Below are 19,672 nucleotides of genomic sequence, written 5' to 3'. Positions count from 1 at the left end.
CGCCAGGTTGCGATTTTGTCAAAACGACCGATTCATGTGAAGATCGCGATATCTCTCCTCAAGTCCACAAATATGGCGGATGGATCTTCCGCCACGCAAGCGATCTGGCGGATCCGAAGTAAAACGTCAGGCCGCGTGGCACGCCCCCCTCAGTCGAACGCATTGCCTGTTTCAATCTCAGCCGCTTGTTCATAGGCGAGTGCAAATTCCAGTGTTGCGCGGTCGGAGCGGGGTGGACCGACAATCTGAATGCCGTTCGGAATACCGTAGGCGTTGAAGCCGGCGGGCATTGCTGCAACGGGCAATCCGGCCATCGTCGGGCCGATCACCACCTCCATCCAGCGATGATACGTATCGGTTTCCTTGACGTCCACGGTCTGTGGCCACGGCAGATCGACATCGAAAGGGAATATCTGCGCGGCGGGCATGACCAGATAGTCGTAACGGCTGAACACGGCCAGCATATATTTGTACCAGCTCGTACGCACCGTCGAGGCGGCGTGAATGTCGGCTGGAGTGCGGGACTGCGCCAGCTCGAACTCGTAGCGAAGCTGCGGGTTCAGATGTGCTCGCGTTTCCGGCCTGTCATATAGCTCGCGCAAGCCATGAGCAACGTCGAAGCTGCGCAGGGTCAACCACGCGTCCCAGAGCGTTTGCAGGTCGAACTCCGGCCGAACGGTCTCGATCTGACAGCCGATGGAGACGAGCACGTCGAGCGCCTTGCGTCCGAGGTCAAGGACGCCGGGCTCAAACGAAAGATATCCGTCGAAATCACCGAACCAGGCAATGTTCAGCCCTTTCGTTTCCGCCGGACCGCGCAGTGTCAGGTCCTCGGCGGACAGCGACAGCGGATCGCGGGGGTCGTACCCAGCCTGAGTCACAAGCAGTGCCGCCACATCGGTGACCGTCCTGCCCATCGGCCCTGCGGTGCTCAGTTGCCCGATGAACAGTTCCGTACCGTCGCTCGGCACGCGGCCGGCGCTCGGGCGGAACCCGACGACATTGTTGAATGCGGCCGGGTTGCGCAACGAACCCATCATGTCGCTGCCATCCGCCACGGGCAAAAGCCGCGCCGCCAGCGCAGCAGCAGCGCCGCCGCTGGAGCCGCCCGCGCTTTTTGTCGGATCGTAGGGGTTTTTTGTGGGTCCATGCACCGGGTTGGTGGTATGCGACCCAAGCCCGAATTCAGGCGCATTGGTCTTTCCGATGAAGATCGCGCCGGCCTTTCTGATCCGCTCGACATGAATAGAATCTTCCGTCGAGACGTGGTCGCGGTAAATCGGCGAACCCCAGCTTGTCGGTAGATCCCTCACCTCTGAGAGATCTTTCACCGCTTGCGGAAAGCCATGCATCCAGCCGCGCGACGCGCCGTTTGCCAGTTCCTCATCCGCCAACCTAGCCTCAGCCAGTAATTCCGCGCGGGGACGCAGGAATATGATGGCGTTGATATTGGGATTGAGTCTTTCGATCCGGTCCAGATAGGCTTCCATGACGGCGATGCAGGAAACCTGTTTCGAATGGATGGCTTTTGAAAGATGCAGGGCTGAAAGCCGCGTAATATCGCCCGTCAAATCAGTCTCCTGGAATCTCAGCGGTGCAACCCACCCTACAGAGGGCAACAGTGGAATGGCTCAGTGTCAATGTCATAGCAGCGAAAGCCGATACCGGACCGGCAAGCTGGTCTGAGCAGGCTGACACGCCTCAAGATCAGACGGTTTTCAGGACATCCCCCATGACATCCAGCAGCATATCCGCGTTCTCCCGCGAGAAGACGAGTGGGGGACGGATTTTAAGAATATTCGCATTGGGACCGGACGCGCTGATGAGAACACGCCGTTCGCGCAAGCCATTGACGATCCGGGTCGTCAGCGCCGCGTCAGGGGTTTTGGCGGTCGGGTCCGCGACGATCTCGACGCCGATGAACAGGCCTGAACCGCGCACATCGCCGATCTCCGGGTGCGACAAGCTTCTCAAGCCGTCCATCAGGTAGCGGCCAACCTCAAGCGCATTCTGCTGCAGGCCTTCGATGCGGATCGTTTCGAGCACTGCTTTGCCGGCAGCGGCTGCGACCGGATTGCCCCCAAAGGTGTTGAAATAGCGCGCCCGCGGGCCGAACTCGGCTATGACCTCGGGGCGCAGCACGATGCCGGCCATCGGATAGCCGTTGCCCATCGGCTTGCCGATCGTCACCATGTCCGGCGCTACTCCGTGGCGTTCGAAACCCCACATCGCTTCACCGGTACGGCCGAAGCCGGGCTGCACCTCGTCGGCCACAAAGAGGCCGCCGGCCGCATGGATCGCATCCACCGCCGGCTTCAGGAAACCCTTCGGCCCTGCGAAAATACCGTCGCTGGAGAAGATCGTGTCGGTGATCAGCATGGCCGGCTTGATGCCGTGGCGCCTGAGATCGGCAATGGCGGCGCTGACGTCGCGACCGAACTTTTCCATCACCTCGGCCGGCGACTGACGGTAGCTGTCGGGTGCGGGAATGGTGCGGACATGTGCTCCGAGCGTCACCGATTCGCCAAGCGATGGCGAGAATTCGGCGACCGCGCTCGTCAGGCCATGATAGGCAAGATCGGTTGCGATGATGCCGGTTCCGCCAGTGACATGACGGGCGATGCGCACGGCCAGATCGTTGGCCTCGCTGCCGGTGCAGGTGAACATCGCCTGGCTCAGCGCCTCTGGGAAGGTCGCCGTCAGCGCCTCTGCATAATCGACGATGCCTTCGTGAAGATACCGCGTGTGTGTGTTGAGAACTGCCGTCTGCTTGGTGATCGCCTCCACCACGCGCGGATGGCAATGACCGAGCGAGGCGACGTTGTTGTAGGCGTCGAGGTATTTGTCGCCGGCCGCATCATAGAGGAAGACGCCTTCGCCGCGCACAAGATGCAGCGGCTTCTCGTAGAACAGGCGGTAGGCTGGGCCGAGCACCTTTTCACGGCGCGCGATTAGCGCCCGCTCGGTCTCATCCAGCCGTTCGAAATCGTCTCGCGAAAAAGCGTTCACCATCGACATGATCAAGCCTCGATAAGGTTGGGCACGAGCCGTTTCAGCCCGGCAGGTGTGAGATCGGCAATGTTCTGCAGACCGCGCCAGGCAGCGGCGTGATTGCGCATGATGTAGTCACGGTTTTCCGGAAACCGTGCGGAGCGCCATTCGGCGATGATGATCGACATCGCCAGCCGCGACCGCGTGAGTAGCGGCAGGAGTTCGACCTCAGCCGGCTCCAGTGCTCGGGCGGACAGGAAGCCTTCCAGGAACGCCCCGATCCGTGCCCCCCAGTTTTCCGTGGCGAGATGATAGGAGAGCGCGACGGCAAGATCGTTGATAACAGGCGCATGCACCATATCGCCGAAATCGATGATGCCGACGACCCTGGTCGGCTCTTCCGGATCGAGCAGGATGTTGTGCGGGTTGAAATCGTTGTGGATGATCTGCCGACGTTCGAGCGCGGCAATCGCCGGACGCGACCGCTCGAATTCGTCGAGAACGGCCTCAACCTGAGCGCGGTGTTCAGCGGCGACTTCGTCCGTAACAGCAGCAAGGTCCAGCATGTGGGAGATATCCCACATCAGCTTTCCCTCGGGCGGGCGGCCATCGTATTTCTCGAGACCGAGCCCCAGTCCGGCAAGCGCCCGCCCGACATTGCGGCTCTGCGCTTCCGAGACCGGCGTGCGGTACTGCAACTCGCCGCCAAGAAAGGTGAGCAGGCGCATGATGCGCGGGCCGTCGGTCGTGAAGAGGGTATGGCTTGGCTCGGCAGAGAGGGTTGGCACCAAGCGCGGCACGGGAACAGCAGGCGCGACGGCTTCCAGATGCAGCAGAGCGCCGTCCTGAAACTGAAGCGCTGCCGGGTCTTCGGCTGCGTTGGCGATCTTGAGGATGAAATCCACGCCATCGGCGCGCGTAAACAGGAACGTCTCGTCGCGTTCGCTGGAAAGACGTTTGACCGCGCCGTCAAGCCCGTAGGCATCAGCGACGGCAGCCTTCGCATCCGCAAGTGTCGTCTCGCTCCATGTTGCCGACATGGCGTCCGGTTTGTTCGCTGCGGATACTGGCTCCGTCATGCTTGCTCCATTCTGCGTTGGGCCCATAAAGTCGGCCCAACACTGTCCTCAAATCCGTGGATGGCGGTCAGGCCACCGGGTTGCGGAAGCCTCGCACTTGAACCATGTTAGAAAAGATGCATCAAGTATCTTATCATGCATTTTTTTGGATGACTTCATGCCGGACTTTCCTGCCCTGGAATATGAGAACCTCAACAGCGTGGTTTACAATTCGCTGTGCGATGCACTGATGCAGGGGCGGTTCCAGCCTGGCGACAGGCTGAAGATCCGCGATCTCGCCGAACAGTTTGGCACCAGCGTCACACCAATCCGCGATGCGATTCTACGCCTCGCCAATGACGAAGCGATCATCTTCCGCTCGCCGCGCGATATTCGAATCCCCAATATCGACCAGCACCGCTACCGTGAGATTCGGTCGATCCGCGTCCGCCTCGAGGGCCTTGCTGCGGAAACAGCCGCGCAAGTGGCGACAACAGCCGATATCCAGGCATTGGAGCAGATATTGCGGGAGAACGAACAGGCCATTGCCGACGGCGACAGGCTGAAGGGTACGCAGCTTAACCAAGCCTTCCACTTCAGGTTGCCGCAGATCGCCGGACTTCCGGTGCTCACCGGCATCCTGCGCCGGCTCTGGCTGCAAATGGGGCCGCATATTTCCGACGCCTACCTAGCAGGCGGACGGGCGATGATCGACCACCACTATCCCGTAGTGGAGGCATTGAAGCGGCACGACTCTCCCGCCGCATCCATGGCGATTGTCGACGATATCCTGCTGGGCGGCAAACCGATCCTCGACCGTATCGAGGGTGGTCCGGACACGCAGGCGCGGAGAGCCTAAGGGCCAAGGAGGGACTTGCAAATCGTAAAACGCTGATTATGATGTATCAAGCATCAAAACGAGCACCCTATGACTGATGAACGCCGCTATATGTTGTTGACAGGTGCAAGCCGCGGCATCGGGCATGCAACGGTCAAACTGTTCCAATCGAAAGGTTGGCGCATTCTTACTGTATCACGGCAGGCGTTCTCCGAAGACTGTGCATGGCCATCCGCCCGCGAAAGCCACATCCAGGCAGACCTTGCCGATCTGACACAGATCGACCGACTTGCCGCAACTGTGCGTGAGCGTCTGCCGAACGGCCGGCTGCATGCACTGGTCAACAATGCCGGCATTTCACCCAAAGGGCCGGAAAACACTCGTCTTGGCGTCATGAGCACGGACGCGGCTGCCTGGACACAGGTACTGAATGTCAATGTCGTCTCGACGGCATTGATTGCCCGCGCGCTCATGCCTGAGCTCGAGGCCGCGAAGGGATCGATCGTCAACGTTACCTCGATTGCCGGGACACGCGTCCACCCCTTTGCCGGTGTCGCCTACGCAGCGTCGAAGGCGGCTCTCGGCTCGTTGACGCGGGAAATGGCCCATGAGTTCGGCCGTCGCGGGGTCAGGGCAAATGCCATTGCTCCAGGTGAAATCGAGACGTCGATCCTATCGCCGGGAACGGATGCGCTGGTGGCAGCCGAGGTTCCGATGCAGAGATTGGGCGAACCGAGAGAAGTCGCGGAAACAATCTATTTTCTTTGCACTGAGCCATCGTCTTATATCAATGGCGCGGAAATTCACATCAATGGAGGGCAGCACGTCTGATACCGGCCCATGGGAAACCCTGATGGCCGGCCATGCCTCAAAACCATCCACCGGTCGCAAGCGCCTTGGGAGAAGGGCGCGATCGGAATCTGCAGACAGCCGATACGTCAATAGGCGAAGGTGGCATCCGGCGGTTTGCATGAGATCGTCAACGGAGCCGGGCCATCCGGTTCTTTCACAACGAAGAAAAGGGGAATGCAATGAAGTCTGTCATGAAATCCGGAATTCTGGCGGTTGCCGCCATCGCGCTATCCGCAAGCCTCGTCGCGCCGGTTTTCGCGCGCGACCTGACCGTCGTTTCCTGGGGCGGGAACTATCAGGATGCGCAACGCAACATTTACTTCAAGCCTTTCTCCGAGAAGACCGGCAAGCCCGTGCTCGATGAAGCCTGGGATGGCGGCATCGGCGTTATCCAGTCCAAGGTCAAGGCCGGCGCGCCGAACTGGGATGCCGTGCAGGTGGAAGCTGAAGAACTGGCGCTTGGCTGCGCCGACGGCCTCTACGAAAAGATCGACTGGGACAAGATGGGCGGCAAGGACAAATTCCTCGACAGCGCCGTCAACGACTGCGGCGTCGGCGCCATCGTCTGGTCGACGGCAATCGCTTATGACGGCGACAAGCTGAAGGAAGGTCCGGCTTCATGGGCGGATTTCTGGGACGTCCAGAAGTTCCCCGGCAAGCGCTCACTGCGCAAAGGCCCGAAATACACGCTCGAATTTGCGCTACTCGCCGACGGCGTTTCAAAGGATGAGCTCTATGACGTTCTCTCCACCGACGAGGGCGTGGAGCGCGCCTTCAAGAAGCTCGACGAACTGAAGCCGAACATCGTCTGGTGGGAATCAGGCGCCCAGCCACTGCAGTTCCTCGCTTCCGGCGAAGTAGCGATGGCGTCCGCCTATAACGGCCGCATCACCGGCATCAGTCGGACTGAAGGCAAGAACTTCAAGGTCGTCTTCCCCGGCAGCATCTATGCCGTCGACAGTTGGGTCGTGCTGAAGGACGCGGAAAACAAGGATGCCGCACAGGACTTCATCGCCTTCGCGAGCCTGCCCGAGAACCAGGCCAAGCTGCCGGAATTCGTGGCCTACGGCCTGCCGAACAAGGAAGCCGCCGCAAAGGTTGCGGCCGACCTCGCCAAGGACCTTCCGACTGATCCTGCGAACATGACCGACTCGATTTCGCTCGACGTCGATTTCTGGATCGACAATGCCGAAACGCTGACGCAGCGCTTCAACGCCTGGCTTGCTCAGTAAGACCTCCGTTGTGAAGGGCGCCCGAAAGGCGCCCTTCCTGTCTGGCCTTGGTGCGCTTCGTGGGTCTGCGGCGCATCCTTAGCCTCAAGCGATGGAGCCTTCGGTGACCGATTTCATTCGATTTGACCGCATAAATAAATTTTATGGCCCGCTTTGCGTGGTCGAAAATCTCGATCTCGGCATAGCTAAGGGAGAGTTCGTCAGTTTGCTCGGCCCCTCCGGGTCGGGCAAGACGACGCTGCTCATGATGCTCGCCGGCTTCGAGCGAACCACTTCCGGCACGATTCTGCTGGACGGCACAGCTATCAACGACGTGCCTACATACAAGCGCGATATGGGCATCGTCTTCCAGAGCTATGCGTTGTTTCCGCATATGTCGGTCGGCGAAAACGTCGCTTTTCCGCTCCAGATGCGCGGCATGGGCAAGACCGAGATTGCAGAGCGTGTCGCCAAGGCTTTGGATATGGTGCAATTGTCGGCGTATGCCGAGCGCCGCCCCTCGCAACTCTCGGGAGGCCAGCAGCAGCGCGTAGCACTCTCCCGCGCCTTGGTCTTCGAGCCCCGCGTCGTTCTGATGGACGAGCCTCTCGGCGCGCTTGACAAGCAACTTCGCGAGCAGATGCAACTCGACATCCGCGACCTGCATCGACGCCTTGGCCTGACCATTGTCTTCGTCACACACGACCAGTCCGAAGCGCTGACGATGTCCGACCGCGTCGCCGTCTTCAACAAGGGCAAGATCGAGCAGATCGGCACGCCGCGACAGGTTTATGACGAGCCCGCGACGCGCTTCGTCGCAGAATTCATCGGCGAGACCAATCTGGTCGAAGGTGTCGTCGAATCGCTGCAGGGACAGGAGGCGACCGTGCGTCTCCCCTCCGGCGCGCAGATTGTCTCGGCGGTGTCTGCCACGGTTTCAGCCGGCCAATCGGTCTATGTTTCTATCCGCCCCGAGCGAGTCGATCTGACGGAGATACGCGGAGATCAGCTCAATTGCCTTGAGGCTGAGGTCACCGACTCCGTCTATCAGGGCGATCACCTGCGAGTGCAGTTGCACAACCCGTCCCATCCGCTGATTGCGAAACTTGGCCGCCGCTCACGGGAATTTTCGCCCGGCACGAAAGTGTTCGCGGCCTTTTCGTCCGGGGATTGCCGGGTCATCGCGCCATGAGTGCCGGACCGTCCCGAACCGGCCGCTCGCTGCTTCTCCTGGCGCCGCTGCTGATCTTCCTCGTCGGCTTCTTCGTCTGGCCACTGTTCAGCATGATGTCGCAATCGGTATCCGACACCGCAGTGCTGCGCCTTCTACCGCGCAGCGCCGAAGTCCTGCCCGATTGGGATCGGGCATCGCCGCCGACCCCTGCCATGCAGGCCGCGCTGATGGAGGATCTGAAAGCGGTCGATGACGACCAGGCGCTTGGCGACATGGTTCGCCGCCTGAACAGCGCCCGTTCGGGCTTCCGGACGCTAATGTCCAAGACGACGAGCGCGCTCGATGACACGGCAAATCCGCCGGTCGATCTCGTGTCAATCGACGATCGATGGGGAAGGCCGGAGTTCTGGCTAGCGATCGCCGATGCGCTCTCGCCGCTGACCGACCGCAACCTGCTCGCAGCCGTCGATCTCGGCCGTAACGCCTCCGGCGATATCGAGCATCTTCCAGCAGAGCAATCCGTCAACGGCGTCATCCTTCTCCGGACCTTCTGGATTGCCGGCCTCGTTACCATCGCCTGCGCATGTATCGGTTATCCCTACGCGATCATCGCCGCGTCTCTCTCGGGATGGAAGCGCGACGTGATGCTGGGCGCCGTCTTGCTGCCGCTCTGGACTTCTCTTCTTGTCCGTACCGCCGCCTGGTTCATCTTGTTGCAGGAACAAGGGCTTATCAACGATGCGCTGCAAACGCTTGGCTTGATTGACGGGCCGTTGCCGCTGATCTTCAACCGCACCGGCGTCATCATTGCCATGACCCATGTGCTCCTGCCCTTCATGGTGCTGCCGATCTATTCGGTGCTGATCACTATCCCAAAGAACCTGATGCCGGCAGCGGCCTCTCTCGGCGCGCATCCGATCCGCGCGTTCCTGCGCGTGCTCTTGCCGCTCAGCCTGCGCGGTGTCGCCTCCGGAAGTCTGCTCGTGTTTATTTCAGCCATTGGCTATTACATCACACCGGCGCTGATCGGCGGCCCCGGCGACCAGATGATCTCCTCGATCATCGCCTTCTACGCCATCGGTTCGGCGAATTGGGGCATGGCTGGTGCATTGGGAGTTGTGCTGCTCATAGCGACATTGCTTCTGTACAGTGTCTACGCGCGGCTCTCGGCCGAAGAAGCTGAGAGGTATTAGCGATGCCGATGAAGTTCACCAAATTCGCCTTCGCGTCACTGACGATTCTGTTTCTGGTAGCACCGCTCATCGCCATCCTGCCGCTTGCCTTTACCTCAAGTGTTATCCTCACCTACCCGATCCCCTCATGGTCGCTGCGCTGGTTCGAAGAACTGTTCACGGCGGACGCCTGGCGGCGGGCGATCGTCAACAGCTTCATCATCGGTACGGGCACGACACTGCTCGCGACCGTGCTTGGCACGGCGGCCTCTCTTGGTTTGCGCAACCGGCTCATCTTCTTTCGCGGCACGATACGCACGCTGTTCCTGCTGCCGATGGTCGTGCCGGCGGTCGTGCTCGGCGTCGGCATGCAGGTGCTGCTTGGAGGCTTCGGCCTGACGAACAGCTATGCCGGCGTGATCATAGCCCACACTGTCGTCGCCGTGCCTTTCGTCGTGGTCAGCGTCAGCGGCGCGTTGGCGGGGATCGATAGGCGGGTGGAACTGGCGGCTGAAAGCCTAGGCGCGTCACCCATAACCGTCTTCCGTCGTGTAACCTTGCCGCTTGCCATGCCCGGCGTCCTTTCCGGTGCGGTTCTAGCCTTCGCAACCTCGCTCGACGAGGTGGTGCTGACGCTCTTCGTCGCCGGCCCAAATCAACGCACGCTGGCCCGTCAAATGTTCTCCAGCATCAGGGAAAATATCAGCCCCGCAATCGCGGCTGCCGCGTTTCTGTTCATCACGGTGACGGTCGTCATCGGCCTCATCGTCATTCTGTCGAATGTCATGCGGGCAAGACGTCGCTAGTGCATGTCTCTCGAAAAGTGGGTATCGGCTTCGGGATAAAGTTATGCATAAAAACATAATGCTAAAGCGTGTCAGGCGAAACTGAAGATCGCGACCTGCTTTAGCATCATATGTGTGCGCCTACTCAGGCATGAAGCATCAGAGCCGACTTTGATTCAGCCGGTGCAATAGACGCGTCGTCTAGAGCGTTTCCTGCTTAGATTGAATCGTTCTGCCGGTGGGAATTCGGGACAAGGTCAAGGGGATCGACGATGGTCGGGCTGGTGGCACGGACGAGACGAGCCCCGAAGGATTTGACCCGAGTTAACCCGGACCACCGGCGCTTTAGACACTTGTTGATTTGCTATGCAAATCAACGGGGAGGTTTCCCGCTGGCGGGCGCCCGCTGTGTCAGCCGGCTTGCCCGATGAACCACATCGGGACTGCGCCGTCTTCCTGGCGGATCGCTTCGCCATCGGCGAAACAGAACGGCTTCAATCTAAAACGCTCTAGGTCGACGGTTGCAAGACCGCCGGCACGGTTTCGGAGTGTGGCACAGTTGCCTTTCCCCTCTGGTATGGCTTTGCGAAATGGCGTTCAAGCTTTGCGCCAAAGGCAGAGATGGTCCAGCACAGCGCAAAATAGACAACAAGGATGGAGCCATAAACCAGGTAGGCGGGACTTCCGCCACGGGCGATCGTCGTCTGCTCGATCAGGATTTGCGCCGAGCGCAAGAGTTCGTTGACACCCAGTACCGCTCCAAGAGAACTTGCCTGCAGAAGACTGGTGACGAGGCTCACATAGGGTGGCAGGATAATCGGCATCGCCTGCGGCACGATGACCAGCAACAACGCTTTCCAGCCGCGCAATCCGGATGACATGGCAGCCTCCCGCTGGCCGAGCGGCACGGCGAGCAAGCCTGCGCGAATGATATGCGCGCCGTTTGCCCCGCCCCAGACCGACACGCTCAGCGCACTCGACCAGAACGGGTTCAGCGACAGGCCGGCATGCGGCAGCACGAAATAGACCATCAGCACCGTGACCATCAACGGAATGTCGCGAAGGCATTCGACGAGGCCGTAGACGGGTCTGCGCAACCAAGGCGATGTGGCCGAAAGACCGGCAGCGAAGATCACGGCGAAAAGCGTGCCGCCTGCAATCATGACCGACGAGAGAAACAAAGTGTTCAAAAGGCCTTCCAGCAGGAAGGATCTGAATTCCAGAAGCAGCATCGTCTACCTCCCACCGAATGGTCGGCTGAGACGTCTTTCAACCATGTAGCCGAGGCCAGAGATGCTGAAGACGCAGATCAGATAAATCACGCAGATCGATGCAAACATCTCGATCGCTCGAAAATCGTAGGCAATCCGGTCGACGGCAACAAAGGTAAGCTCCACAAGTCCGATAGCCTGCAGATAGGCCGAATTTTTCACGGTCGCCACGATCGTGTTCATCGAAGATGGCAGGGCGGCCCGAGCGGCAAGAGGCAGGACGACGAACACCGAATGCTGCCAGCGTTTGAGGCCCAGCGAGGCGGACGCATCGTGCATTCCGCTGCCGACAGCCGCGAGCCCTGCCCGGAAATTCTCGATCTGGAAGGCACTTGCCCAGGCCGTCAGCGCAATGACACCGGACCAGAAGATGCTGAAGCGCAGCCCAAGGCTGGGAAGGCCGTAGAAGATGAAGAATATCTGGACGAGATAGGGCGTGCCACGGATGAACTCGACATAGGCCGTCACGGCATATTGCAACGGCTTGATGCCACTCGTGCGGAGAATCGCGCCCAAAACTCCTATCAAGCAGGACAACAAAATCGCAAGAAAGCTGACGATCAACGTCATTTTGAGGCCGGACAAAAGGTCTGGCAGGGCCTCAAGAATGTAGGTGAAATTCATGGCCGGCATCCTGCTCGGTCGTAGTAAAGAGAATCGGGCCCTGGCGGACAATGCCGCCAGGACGGATTATCGCTTTATTGCGCGGCTGGCGGGTCCGTTTCGAAGGACTTCACCATTTCCGCCGCGACGATGGGATCTTTGACGAAGGTCGGCACGGTCTTCGAGTAGAACTTCTCGTCTTTCAGCTTTTTGAGGACGCCGTTGACGAAGGACTTCAGTTCGTCCTCGCCCTTGCGGATGCCAACGCCATTGAAGCCAAGATCGACCGGCTCTTCCAGCGTGCGGAATTCAGGATAATTGGCGGCGAGCGTCGCAATCGTGATCGCATCGCCGACATATCCGTCAGCGCGTCCCTGCTGCAGGGCCTGCAGATTGTCAGCGTTGGTGTTGAGCTGAATGAACTCCAAGCTAGGAATTCGCTCCTTCAGCCACTTCAACTGCGACCCGCCCTTGATGATAAGCATCGACTTGCCATCCAAGTCGGCCAGCTTCTGAACCGTGCTGTCCTTTGGCACAATCACGCGGCTGCTGCCCCAGTAGTAGATATCGGAATAGTCGATTACCTCTTCGCGTGTCGGCGTCTTGCCGAGCGTTGCGACGATGAGGTCGATCTTTCCACCTGTAAGCGACGGAATACGGGCATCTGTCGCCACGCAGCTCAGTTCGGCCTTCTCGGCAGCGCCAAAAGCGGCAATGCCGATCTGCTTTGCCAGTTCGATTTCGATGCCGGCCGGCTTGCCGTCGGTGCCGGATGCGCCAAATGGCGGAGAATCGCATTTCACACCGATCCGAATGACGCCTGCGTCCTTGATAGCCTGAGGCAGCGCCTGGGCCGAGGCAGGCAGGGCCTGGAGCGTGAAAGCGGCAAAAGCTGCCACCGTCAGGCGGAGCATGCTTATGGATTTATACATGGCTGTCGTTCCCTTGTTTCACTATTTGTGCGCCGAACGTTGCCCGTTCTTCTGCTTTTTGCCGCAAACTCTCTGCCTGCGGAGGCTCAATCCCGCTAATGCAGAATCTGGTTGAGAAAAGCCCGTGTCCGCCCCTCCTGGGGATTGCTGAAGAACTCTTCCGGGGGCGCCGTTTCAACGATCCGTCCGGCATCCATGAAAACAACCCTGTCGGCGACCTGGCGGGCAAAACCCATTTCATGCGTCACGCACACCATCGTCATGCCGTCCGTCGCCAGTTGCGCCATCGTGTCGAGAACCTCGCGGACGAGTTCCGGATCGAGGGCAGATGTCGGCTCGTCGAACAGCATGATCTTTGGGTTCATGCAGAGGGAGCGGGCAATGGCCGCGCGCTGCTGCTGTCCGCCGGACAGCTGGCTTGGATAAAAATGCGCCTTGTCCGGAATTCGCACCCGCTCGAGATACGCAAGTGCGACCGCCTCCGCATCCTTCCGGGAGACCTTCTTGACCCAGCGGGGCGCAAGCGTGCAGTTTTCAAGCACCGTCAGATGCGGATAGAGATTGAAGTTTTGGAATACCATCCCGACGTTCTGCCGGACAAGGTCGATACTCTTCCTGTTATCCGTCAATTCGGTACCGTTGACGACGATACGACCCTTTTGATGCTTCTCCAGATAGTTGATGCACCGGATCATGGTCGATTTGCCCGACCCCGAAGGCCCGCAGACGACTACTTTTTCTCCGCGCCTGACGGTCAGGTTGACATCGTGCAGCACCTGCAGGATCGAAAACCACTTGTCGACACCGGACAATTCAACGGCAATTTCCGTATCGGTCATTCCTGAGCTCCTCCCATCGGCCTCTACCTAGGACGCCAGAGCTTCGACATGCCGCGAAAACCGAGCCGGGCGGAATTTGGCAAGCAGAGGGCTCGCCTCACCCGTGACGATCTCGTGGGCAATGAGTTCACCGGTGATCAAACCCAAAGTCGCACCGCTGTGGCTGAAGGCGACGAAGTACCCCGGGATGCCGTCGAGAGGGCCGATGACCGACTCGCCATCGCCAGGCACCGGTTTTGGCCCGCAATGATAGCTTTCCAGTTCCAGCTTCGGATTGCCTTCGAGTACGTTCGACGCCTCCGAAAGTAGACGTTCAACCGTTGCCGGCCTGACGTCGTAAGAGCCATTCGAACCGCGGTTGAGCTCCTCCTCCGACCAAGCTGAGTCGCAGACGATCGCACCATCCGGCGTCGGGCGCAGGGCTACATTGGGTGTATTGAGAACCGCTCGCAGCGCCGATTTGAACGGCTTCGATTTGACGAGCAGCGCGACGGGCGTTCCATCGGCGATGACATGGCCGGCTTGTTGTGCCATGGCCGGCACGGCTGCGCCGGTGGCAACCAGAACCGCATCCGCCTCAACACGCGTTCCGTTGGCGCAGGAGACGCCCGTTGCGCGGCCACCTTTGATATCGACGGATGCCTTGCCGGTCTGGGTGAGGACCTGACCGCCCAGCGATGTCAATTCCCGCACCAGAATGTCGATCAGCGTCGGAAGATCCACCCAGCCCTCACCGGGATTGAAGATTGCGCCCTGACGCGAAATCGCGGCCGCGTTGATGCCTGGCGTAACCTTGGCCACGTCGCCGGCAGCAAGAAGCATGGAGTCGTAACCGATCGCCTGCTCATGAGCAAAGGCTTCGGCAATGCGATTCGAAGCATCGTCAGCGTCCCATGTCAGGCCGCCTTCGAAACGAAGCCATGCCGCGCCTTCATTGCGGCTGGCGAGTGTCCGCCACCGGTCGATGCCGATCACGCGAAGGCGATGATATTCTTCCGAACGAAACCGTGCAGAGTTGAGCCAGGCCAAAGACCGGCCAGACGCTTCGCTGGCGAACGCGCCTTCCGTGACAAGGGTAACGTGCGCACCCAGACGCGCCAGATGCACAGCCGAGGAAACACCGAAAATGCCGCCACCGATAACGGTGACGCGTTGGTGAGCGTATGAGGGTGTCAACTGCATCTTCCTCCATCCAGAGCCGGTGTTCGCTTAAGTCTTTTTCGCATAGCCATGGCACCTTCCAGAATGATGAATGACGCAAGGCAGGCGATTTATCTTGCAATGAGACCGGTATCAAACGTATTTGAGACCGGTCTCATATGTCAATGCGTGATTTTCTTGACGGCAATTTTCTCTCCACCTATGGGATGAAGCCATGATGAAGAAAGCTTCAAAGCGGCTTGTGACGATTTCCGACGTCGCGCAGAGCGCCGGCGTTTCCAAGGCAACCGCAGCGCGCGTTCTCGGCAGCTACGGCACAGCCAGCCCCGACGCAAAAGAGAAGGTTCGCGACGCTGCGAAAAAGCTTGGTTATCAGGCCAATGAACTTGCGCGCAGCATGACGACTGGGAGATCGAAAACCATCGGGGTGGTCGTCGGAGATATCGAAAATCAATATTTCGGACAGGCCGTTAGGGGGATCAGCGATGCGGCTCGGGCTGCGGGGTTCGATGTCATCCTGGCCAATTCCGGGGAGAACGCCGCCAAAGAAAAGACCGCCGTGCGCGTCCTCTTGGGCAAGCGGGTCGACGGTTTGATTGTCACACCGGCTTCAGTATTCGAGACCCAGCACCTTCACGACATCCAGCGCTCAGGGCGACCTTTGGTGCTTCTGGACCGGACCGTCCCCGGTCTTGATGTTGATGCGGTCGTGACCGACGACCGGCATGCGGCGGAAGCGGCGACGAAGACCCTGATCGACGCCGGGCATCGCCGGATCTCCTACATAACAGCCACGGAATCGGAAGATCCCATCTATCGCGGGCCGCACCAGATCAGTCTGAGCACCGTGATGGAGCGAATTGAGGGGGTGATGGCGGCAGGACGCGCGGCTGGTATCGAGCAGCCCGAGCGCTATATCCGACTCGGCGCCGGTCGCGGGGGAATGGGCGACAAGATCATCGCGGATTTGCTTCAACAAACTCAACGACCAACCGCTATCCTGGCGTCCGACAATGTCGTGGCTCTCGAGGTGTTCAAGACGCTGCGCCGGCTCGGGATGTCGATTCCCGGGGACCTGTCGCTCATCGCGTTTCACGACGCCGACTGGACGAGTGTAACCAGCCCACCGATTACCGTGATCGCACAACCTGCCTACGATCTCGGTTTCGAGAGTGCACAGATCCTGATTCGGCGCATCACTGGAACCGGTGACGTTGCAAGCCGCCGCGTGCTTGCGACAAAGCTCATCACGCGCCAATCCGTAGCGGCGCCGCCCAAGCTCTAGAGCTTTCCTGATTGGTTGAACTGTTCTGTTTCAATCCAGTCATGAAACGTTCCAGGGTCAGGTTCTTCATCAAGACTCTGAAAAGAAGAGATATTTGGTGCGTTGACGCTGATCTCAAGCGCAAGACAGCCCAGCGGAACAGCCAGAACCTCGACCTGACGCCGACCGAATTCGCATTTCTCAGTGCTTCGCGGAACGCCCAGGCACGCGATCAGCCGCATGGAGTTGCTGTCTGAGGTTTGGGACAAGAATTTCGACCCGAACACCAACATTGTCGAGATCTATATCGCCTATCTCCCCAAATAGCTTGATACGCCGTTCGACGAGAAGCTGCTGCGTAACGTGCGCGGCTTTGGATACATGCTGGAAGGATTCTAAGCGGCTCTGTCAAATGCCGCATCCAGCGGGTCGATTCGAGCAGAGCATAAGGCGCTGCAGCAAACGGACCCCGCCGGAGTTCGGCAGGGTCCGCAAACAAAACCTCAGATCACGAGGAAATCGTTGTAGCTGATCGTCTCATGATTGGAGAGCGTGGCGAACAGGACCGCGTCGTAGGTCGAACCCGATCCGTCCCGGTCGAAGAACAATTCGCCGGTATCGGAGTTATAAAGAATGCGGTCCGACCCATCGACATTTCCAGTGGCAAGGTCCTTGAAGACAGTCGCGTCGAAAGTGCCGTCTGCAAGGCCGAGGAAAACGGCGTTGTCGAGCCGTATGCTATCGGTGGAGGCATCGAAGTCGGTAATGATGTCCACATTGTTGGCACCCAGGGCGGTGTTGAAGACGAAGCGATCCGCGCCGCCGCCGCCGGTCAGGAAGTCGCTTCCGTCCATGCCGTTGATGACGTTGTTACCCGCATTGCCGACGATGGTGTTAAACTGCTTGTTGCCGGTGGCGTCGATGTTGGCGTTACCGACCAGCTTGAGGTTTTCGACATATTGGCCTTTCAGCGAGTAGCTGACCGACGCCTCGACATTGTCATAGCCGCCTCCATTGATCTCGACCGCGACGTCTCCGACGTTGTCAACGATGTAAGTGTCGTTGCCGCCGCCACCTTTGAGGGTGTCAGCACCTCCACCACCGTCGAGCCTGTTGTTGTCGTCGTTGCCGGTGATGATGTTGTCCAGCTTGTTGCCGGTGCCGTTGAAATTGCCCGCGGTTATAAGAGTGAGGTTTTCGATATATTGGCCGGCCAAGGAGAAGCTCACCGAGCTCTGGACCGTATCGATCCCCTGGCCGTCCACTTCAATCACCTTGTCTCCGGCATTGTGTACGAAATAGAGGTCGTTACCCTTGCCGCCGGACATGATATCGGCACCTAGGCCGCCATCGATCGTGTCATCGCCAGCGCCAGTCCTGATTGTGTCATCGCCGGCTCCGCCCGTGACATTATAGTGTCCATTGGTTTCCGCCGAAGCGTCCAACATCAGTATATCGCCTGATGTAAGACCCCATCCGTTGACCGTCATAACCTTGCCGGCGGCCAGGTTGCCGTCCGCGAGTTTCAAGTTGTAGTCATAGCCGGAATAGAAATCGATCACCTCGATGTTCTTCAAGGTGTCACTCGCCATGACGACTTGCTGTACGTCGCTGCTGATAAAGCGAAGCGCATCGATGTCAGCACCACCGTCGATTCGGTCAGCGCCTGTGAAATTCGCGTCGACATAGAAGATGTCGGAGCCGCCATTGCCTTTCATGACATCATTGCCTTCCCTGACGAGAAAGAAATCGTCCGATTTGGCGCCGCCGATGAGCGTGTCGTTGCCTCGGCTTCCCGTAAGCTCGAAAGAGCCGTTGGTCTCTGCCGAGCCGTCAAACTTAAAGCTTCGGCCCGGCTCTATCCAATAAGCGCTGACAGACGCTGACTTACCCGACGCCACAAGTGAGTCCTGGCTGGTGATGTCGTAGCTGAAGTCGCCTGCGAAATTGATGCTCTCGACATTTAGCAAGCGCGAACTGCCCAGCGTCAGGCTGCCATAATCTCCATAAAGGTGGACAGCGTCGAACCCAGAACCGCCATCGAAAAAGTCATTGGAAGAAAATTTGTCGCCGAACTCAGCGACATCGTCATCTGCGCCGCCATAGAATTTGTCGGTGCCGCCCTGAGTTCCGGTAAAATAGTCGACCTTGGCGCCGCCCTTGAAGGTATCGTTGCTTTTACCATCCAAGAACCACAGGTTTCCGTCGGTTTCCGCCGAGCCGTCGACTTCCAGCTTGTGGCCGGCCGCAACCCCTCCACCTTGGATTATCAGTGTCTCGCCGGCTGCGACGTTGCCATCATGCAGCTTGATCTTGTAGTCGAAGGCCCCCTCAAAGGAGAGATATTCCATGCTGTTGAAAGTCGCAGCGTTCATCGTCAAGCCGGCGGAATAATCGCCTTTCAGGCTAAGCAGGTCATTACCGGCGCCGCCTGAGACAATGTCGCCACCGTCCAGCGAAGCACCCATATAGAAGGTATCGTCGCCGTCCTGGCCGGCGAAAAAATCGCTGCCGCCGTGAGATGTCTCAAAGCGGTCGTCTCCCTGCCCACCCTGCACGAAGTCGTTTCCGCTGCTGTCGAGGATGATGAAAGTGCCATCCGTTTCGGCCGAGCCGTTGAAGATGAGCTTGCCGGCACCGGTGATGCCTTCAGCGGTGATGTAGAGATTCTTCCCGGAGGCGACGAGGGAGTCTTCTGTCACCAGGCTGTAAGTGAAATTGTCGTCGACGCTGATGGTCTCTATATTCTTGATGAACGTATTGTTGAGCGCAAGTTGGCTGGAGTAGTCGCCGCGCAGATACAGGACGTCGCCGCCGTCGCCGCCATCGACGAAATCATTCTGGTTCAACGAGTTGCCGAAATTGATGACGTCATCGCCCTTCCCCCCGTAAACGCTGTCGTTGCCACCGGTGAGAAAGAACGTATCGCTACCCGTTCCGCCCTTGAAAGTATCGTTGCTCTTGTAGCTGTCATACATCAGGAAGCTGCCGGTGGTTTCGGCCGAGCCATCAACCATAAGGGTTTCACCCGACGACATGGCTTGCCCGTCGATTTTGAACACCTGGCCGGCCTTGACCATGCCGTCATGGGTCTTGATCGCGTAGCTGTGCCCGGCGTTGAAGCGGATTTCCTCGACGTTGCGCAACGTGTTGAGTTCCATAGTCAGGCCGGCGGAATAGTCGCCGGTCAGGTCGAGCAGGTCGTATCCGTCGCCACCGTCGACGCGGTCGGTCGCGTCGAACTTGCCGCCGCCGAACAGAATGTCGTCGTCACCCAATCCCTTGACGATATCGCTGCCGCCCTGACTAAAATTAATCTCGTCCTTGCCGGCTGTGCCCTGCAGTGTCTCGCTTGCAGACGTTCCGTTGATCATACGCTTCATCCCTGTTGTTGCCGGCGTGTTGACGGTACGGCATCGACGTTCGGATGCGCTTCTCGATCATTTGTGTTTCGCAACGATGTCGACTAGCATTCGCTTTGGTGCGATTGTTTCGTAGCGGCAGCACATTCGGAAAGTGCC

General features: G+C 59.1%; 18 protein-coding genes. 8 read left to right on the top strand and 10 right to left on the bottom strand.

Going from position 1 to position 19,672, the window contains the following annotated elements; all coding sequences use genetic code 11:
* Positions 1-149 precede the first annotated feature (149 nt).
* From ICI42_RS11320 to ICI42_RS11310, 3 genes are all read right to left on the bottom strand, one after another.
* Positions 150-1,571, bottom strand: coding sequence for an amidase (locus ICI42_RS11320; protein WP_188164679.1), 1,422 nt, complete (start codon positions 1,569-1,571; stop codon positions 150-152).
* Between the two features lie 136 nt (positions 1,572-1,707).
* Positions 1,708-3,018 (bottom strand): aspartate aminotransferase family protein, encoded by a 1,311-nt coding sequence (locus ICI42_RS11315; protein WP_188164678.1) that lies wholly within the window; start codon positions 3,016-3,018, stop codon positions 1,708-1,710.
* A gap of 2 nt (positions 3,019-3,020) precedes the next feature.
* Positions 3,021-4,070, bottom strand: coding sequence for a phosphotransferase (locus tag ICI42_RS11310; RefSeq protein ID WP_188164677.1), 1,050 nt, complete (start codon positions 4,068-4,070; stop codon positions 3,021-3,023).
* A 157-nt stretch (positions 4,071-4,227) separates the two neighbouring features.
* Here ICI42_RS11310 and ICI42_RS11305 point away from each other — a divergent pair, with 157 nt between their 5' ends.
* The 6 genes from ICI42_RS11305 to ICI42_RS11280 all read left to right on the top strand — a co-directional run bounded on the left by ICI42_RS11305 (position 4,228) and on the right by ICI42_RS11280 (position 10,102).
* Positions 4,228-4,908: a GntR family transcriptional regulator gene (locus ICI42_RS11305; protein ID WP_188164676.1), complete on the top strand. Its 681-nt coding sequence runs from the start codon at positions 4,228-4,230 to the stop codon at positions 4,906-4,908.
* A gap of 69 nt (positions 4,909-4,977) precedes the next feature.
* Positions 4,978-5,718, top strand: a complete 741-nt coding sequence (locus tag ICI42_RS11300) for an SDR family NAD(P)-dependent oxidoreductase (protein WP_188164675.1) — start codon at positions 4,978-4,980, stop codon at positions 5,716-5,718.
* 200 nt (positions 5,719-5,918) lie between these two features.
* Complete coding sequence (locus ICI42_RS11295; protein WP_188164674.1) at positions 5,919-6,971, top strand: ABC transporter substrate-binding protein; 1,053 nt, start codon at positions 5,919-5,921, stop codon at positions 6,969-6,971.
* A 103-nt stretch (positions 6,972-7,074) separates the two neighbouring features.
* A complete protein-coding gene (locus ICI42_RS11290) occupies positions 7,075-8,142 on the top strand; it encodes an ABC transporter ATP-binding protein (RefSeq protein ID WP_188164673.1) in 1,068 nt (355 codons plus the stop codon).
* The gene (locus ICI42_RS11285; protein ID WP_188164672.1) at positions 8,139-9,317 is read left to right on the top strand and encodes an ABC transporter permease; all 1,179 of its coding nucleotides are present in this window, start codon (positions 8,139-8,141) and stop codon (positions 9,315-9,317) included. The genes ICI42_RS11290 and ICI42_RS11285 overlap by 4 nt, the downstream gene beginning before the upstream one ends.
* A 2-nt stretch (positions 9,318-9,319) precedes the next feature.
* Positions 9,320-10,102 (top strand): ABC transporter permease, encoded by a 783-nt coding sequence (locus ICI42_RS11280; protein ID WP_188164671.1) that lies wholly within the window; start codon positions 9,320-9,322, stop codon positions 10,100-10,102.
* Between the two features lie 488 nt (positions 10,103-10,590).
* Here the strand turns inward: ICI42_RS11280 and ICI42_RS11275 are convergent, their stop codons facing one another.
* The 5 genes from ICI42_RS11275 to ICI42_RS11255 all read right to left on the bottom strand — a co-directional run bounded on the left by ICI42_RS11275 (position 10,591) and on the right by ICI42_RS11255 (position 14,902).
* Positions 10,591-11,313 carry an amino acid ABC transporter permease gene (locus ICI42_RS11275; RefSeq protein WP_188164670.1) on the bottom strand — a complete coding sequence of 241 codons (723 nt, stop codon included), beginning with the start codon at positions 11,311-11,313 and terminating at the stop codon, positions 10,591-10,593.
* A gap of 3 nt (positions 11,314-11,316) precedes the next feature.
* Positions 11,317-11,976, bottom strand: a complete 660-nt coding sequence (locus tag ICI42_RS11270) for an amino acid ABC transporter permease (protein WP_210317151.1) — start codon at positions 11,974-11,976, stop codon at positions 11,317-11,319.
* A gap of 74 nt (positions 11,977-12,050) precedes the next feature.
* Complete coding sequence (locus tag ICI42_RS11265) at positions 12,051-12,887, bottom strand: transporter substrate-binding domain-containing protein (protein WP_188164668.1); 837 nt, start codon at positions 12,885-12,887, stop codon at positions 12,051-12,053.
* A gap of 95 nt (positions 12,888-12,982) precedes the next feature.
* Positions 12,983-13,726: an amino acid ABC transporter ATP-binding protein gene (locus ICI42_RS11260; protein ID WP_188164667.1), complete on the bottom strand. Its 744-nt coding sequence runs from the start codon at positions 13,724-13,726 to the stop codon at positions 12,983-12,985.
* A 27-nt stretch (positions 13,727-13,753) separates the two neighbouring features.
* Positions 13,754-14,902, bottom strand: a complete 1,149-nt coding sequence (locus ICI42_RS11255; RefSeq protein ID WP_407945158.1) for an NAD(P)/FAD-dependent oxidoreductase — start codon at positions 14,900-14,902, stop codon at positions 13,754-13,756.
* Positions 14,903-15,104: 202 nt separating this feature from the next.
* Here ICI42_RS11255 and ICI42_RS11250 point away from each other — a divergent pair, with 202 nt between their 5' ends.
* Positions 15,105-16,172 carry a LacI family DNA-binding transcriptional regulator gene (locus ICI42_RS11250; RefSeq protein ID WP_188165053.1) on the top strand — a complete coding sequence of 356 codons (1,068 nt, stop codon included), beginning with the start codon at positions 15,105-15,107 and terminating at the stop codon, positions 16,170-16,172.
* Here ICI42_RS11250 and ICI42_RS11245 read toward each other — a convergent pair.
* Positions 16,169-16,393 carry a hypothetical protein gene (locus ICI42_RS11245; protein ID WP_188165090.1) on the bottom strand — a complete coding sequence of 75 codons (225 nt, stop codon included), beginning with the start codon at positions 16,391-16,393 and terminating at the stop codon, positions 16,169-16,171. The two genes, ICI42_RS11250 and ICI42_RS11245, sit on opposite strands and share 4 nt — an antisense overlap.
* Between ICI42_RS11245 and ICI42_RS24255 the strand changes: the two genes are divergently transcribed.
* Positions 16,392-16,478, top strand: coding sequence for a hypothetical protein (locus ICI42_RS24255; RefSeq protein ID WP_407945157.1), 87 nt, complete (start codon positions 16,392-16,394; stop codon positions 16,476-16,478). The genes ICI42_RS11245 and ICI42_RS24255 overlap by 2 nt on opposite strands.
* Before the next feature lie 176 nt (positions 16,479-16,654).
* Here the strand turns inward: ICI42_RS24255 and ICI42_RS11235 are convergent, their stop codons facing one another.
* On the bottom strand, positions 16,655-19,525 hold the full coding sequence (locus ICI42_RS11235; protein WP_188164664.1) for a calcium-binding protein: 2,871 nt from the start codon (positions 19,523-19,525) through the stop codon (positions 16,655-16,657).
* Between the last annotated feature and the right edge of the window lie 147 nt (positions 19,526-19,672).

The sequence above is a fragment of the Oryzicola mucosus genome (assembly GCF_014534685.1).
GTDB lineage: Bacteria > Pseudomonadota > Alphaproteobacteria > Rhizobiales > Rhizobiaceae > Oryzicola > Oryzicola mucosus.
This window is presented reverse-complemented; position numbering and strand designations above follow the sequence as displayed.

What these genes read in the sequence shown, in the direction of transcription:
- ICI42_RS11260 (WP_188164667.1), bottom strand. Translation starts at nt 13,726, where the DNA reads ATGACCGATACGGAAATTGCCGTTGAATTGTCCGGTGTCGACAAGTGG.
- ICI42_RS11270 (WP_210317151.1), bottom strand. Translation starts at nt 11,976, where the DNA reads ATGAATTTCACCTACATTCTTGAGGCCCTGCCAGACCTTTTGTCCGGC.
- ICI42_RS11300 (WP_188164675.1), top strand. Translation starts at nt 4,978, where the DNA reads ATGACTGATGAACGCCGCTATATGTTGTTGACAGGTGCAAGCCGCGGC.
- ICI42_RS11285 (WP_188164672.1), top strand. Translation starts at nt 8,139, where the DNA reads ATGAGTGCCGGACCGTCCCGAACCGGCCGCTCGCTGCTTCTCCTGGCG.
- ICI42_RS11295 (WP_188164674.1), top strand. Translation starts at nt 5,919, where the DNA reads ATGAAGTCTGTCATGAAATCCGGAATTCTGGCGGTTGCCGCCATCGCG.
- ICI42_RS11245 (WP_188165090.1), bottom strand. Translation starts at nt 16,393, where the DNA reads ATGCGGCTGATCGCGTGCCTGGGCGTTCCGCGAAGCACTGAGAAATGC.
- ICI42_RS11250 (WP_188165053.1), top strand. Translation starts at nt 15,105, where the DNA reads ATGAAGAAAGCTTCAAAGCGGCTTGTGACGATTTCCGACGTCGCGCAG.
- ICI42_RS11265 (WP_188164668.1), bottom strand. Translation starts at nt 12,887, where the DNA reads ATGTATAAATCCATAAGCATGCTCCGCCTGACGGTGGCAGCTTTTGCC.
- ICI42_RS11235 (WP_188164664.1), bottom strand. Translation starts at nt 19,525, where the DNA reads ATGATCAACGGAACGTCTGCAAGCGAGACACTGCAGGGCACAGCCGGC.
- ICI42_RS11305 (WP_188164676.1), top strand. Translation starts at nt 4,228, where the DNA reads ATGCCGGACTTTCCTGCCCTGGAATATGAGAACCTCAACAGCGTGGTT.
- ICI42_RS11310 (WP_188164677.1), bottom strand. Translation starts at nt 4,070, where the DNA reads ATGACGGAGCCAGTATCCGCAGCGAACAAACCGGACGCCATGTCGGCA.
- ICI42_RS11315 (WP_188164678.1), bottom strand. Translation starts at nt 3,018, where the DNA reads ATGTCGATGGTGAACGCTTTTTCGCGAGACGATTTCGAACGGCTGGAT.
- ICI42_RS11275 (WP_188164670.1), bottom strand. Translation starts at nt 11,313, where the DNA reads ATGCTGCTTCTGGAATTCAGATCCTTCCTGCTGGAAGGCCTTTTGAAC.
- ICI42_RS11280 (WP_188164671.1), top strand. Translation starts at nt 9,320, where the DNA reads ATGCCGATGAAGTTCACCAAATTCGCCTTCGCGTCACTGACGATTCTG.
- ICI42_RS24255 (WP_407945157.1), top strand. Translation starts at nt 16,392, where the DNA reads ATGGAGTTGCTGTCTGAGGTTTGGGACAAGAATTTCGACCCGAACACC.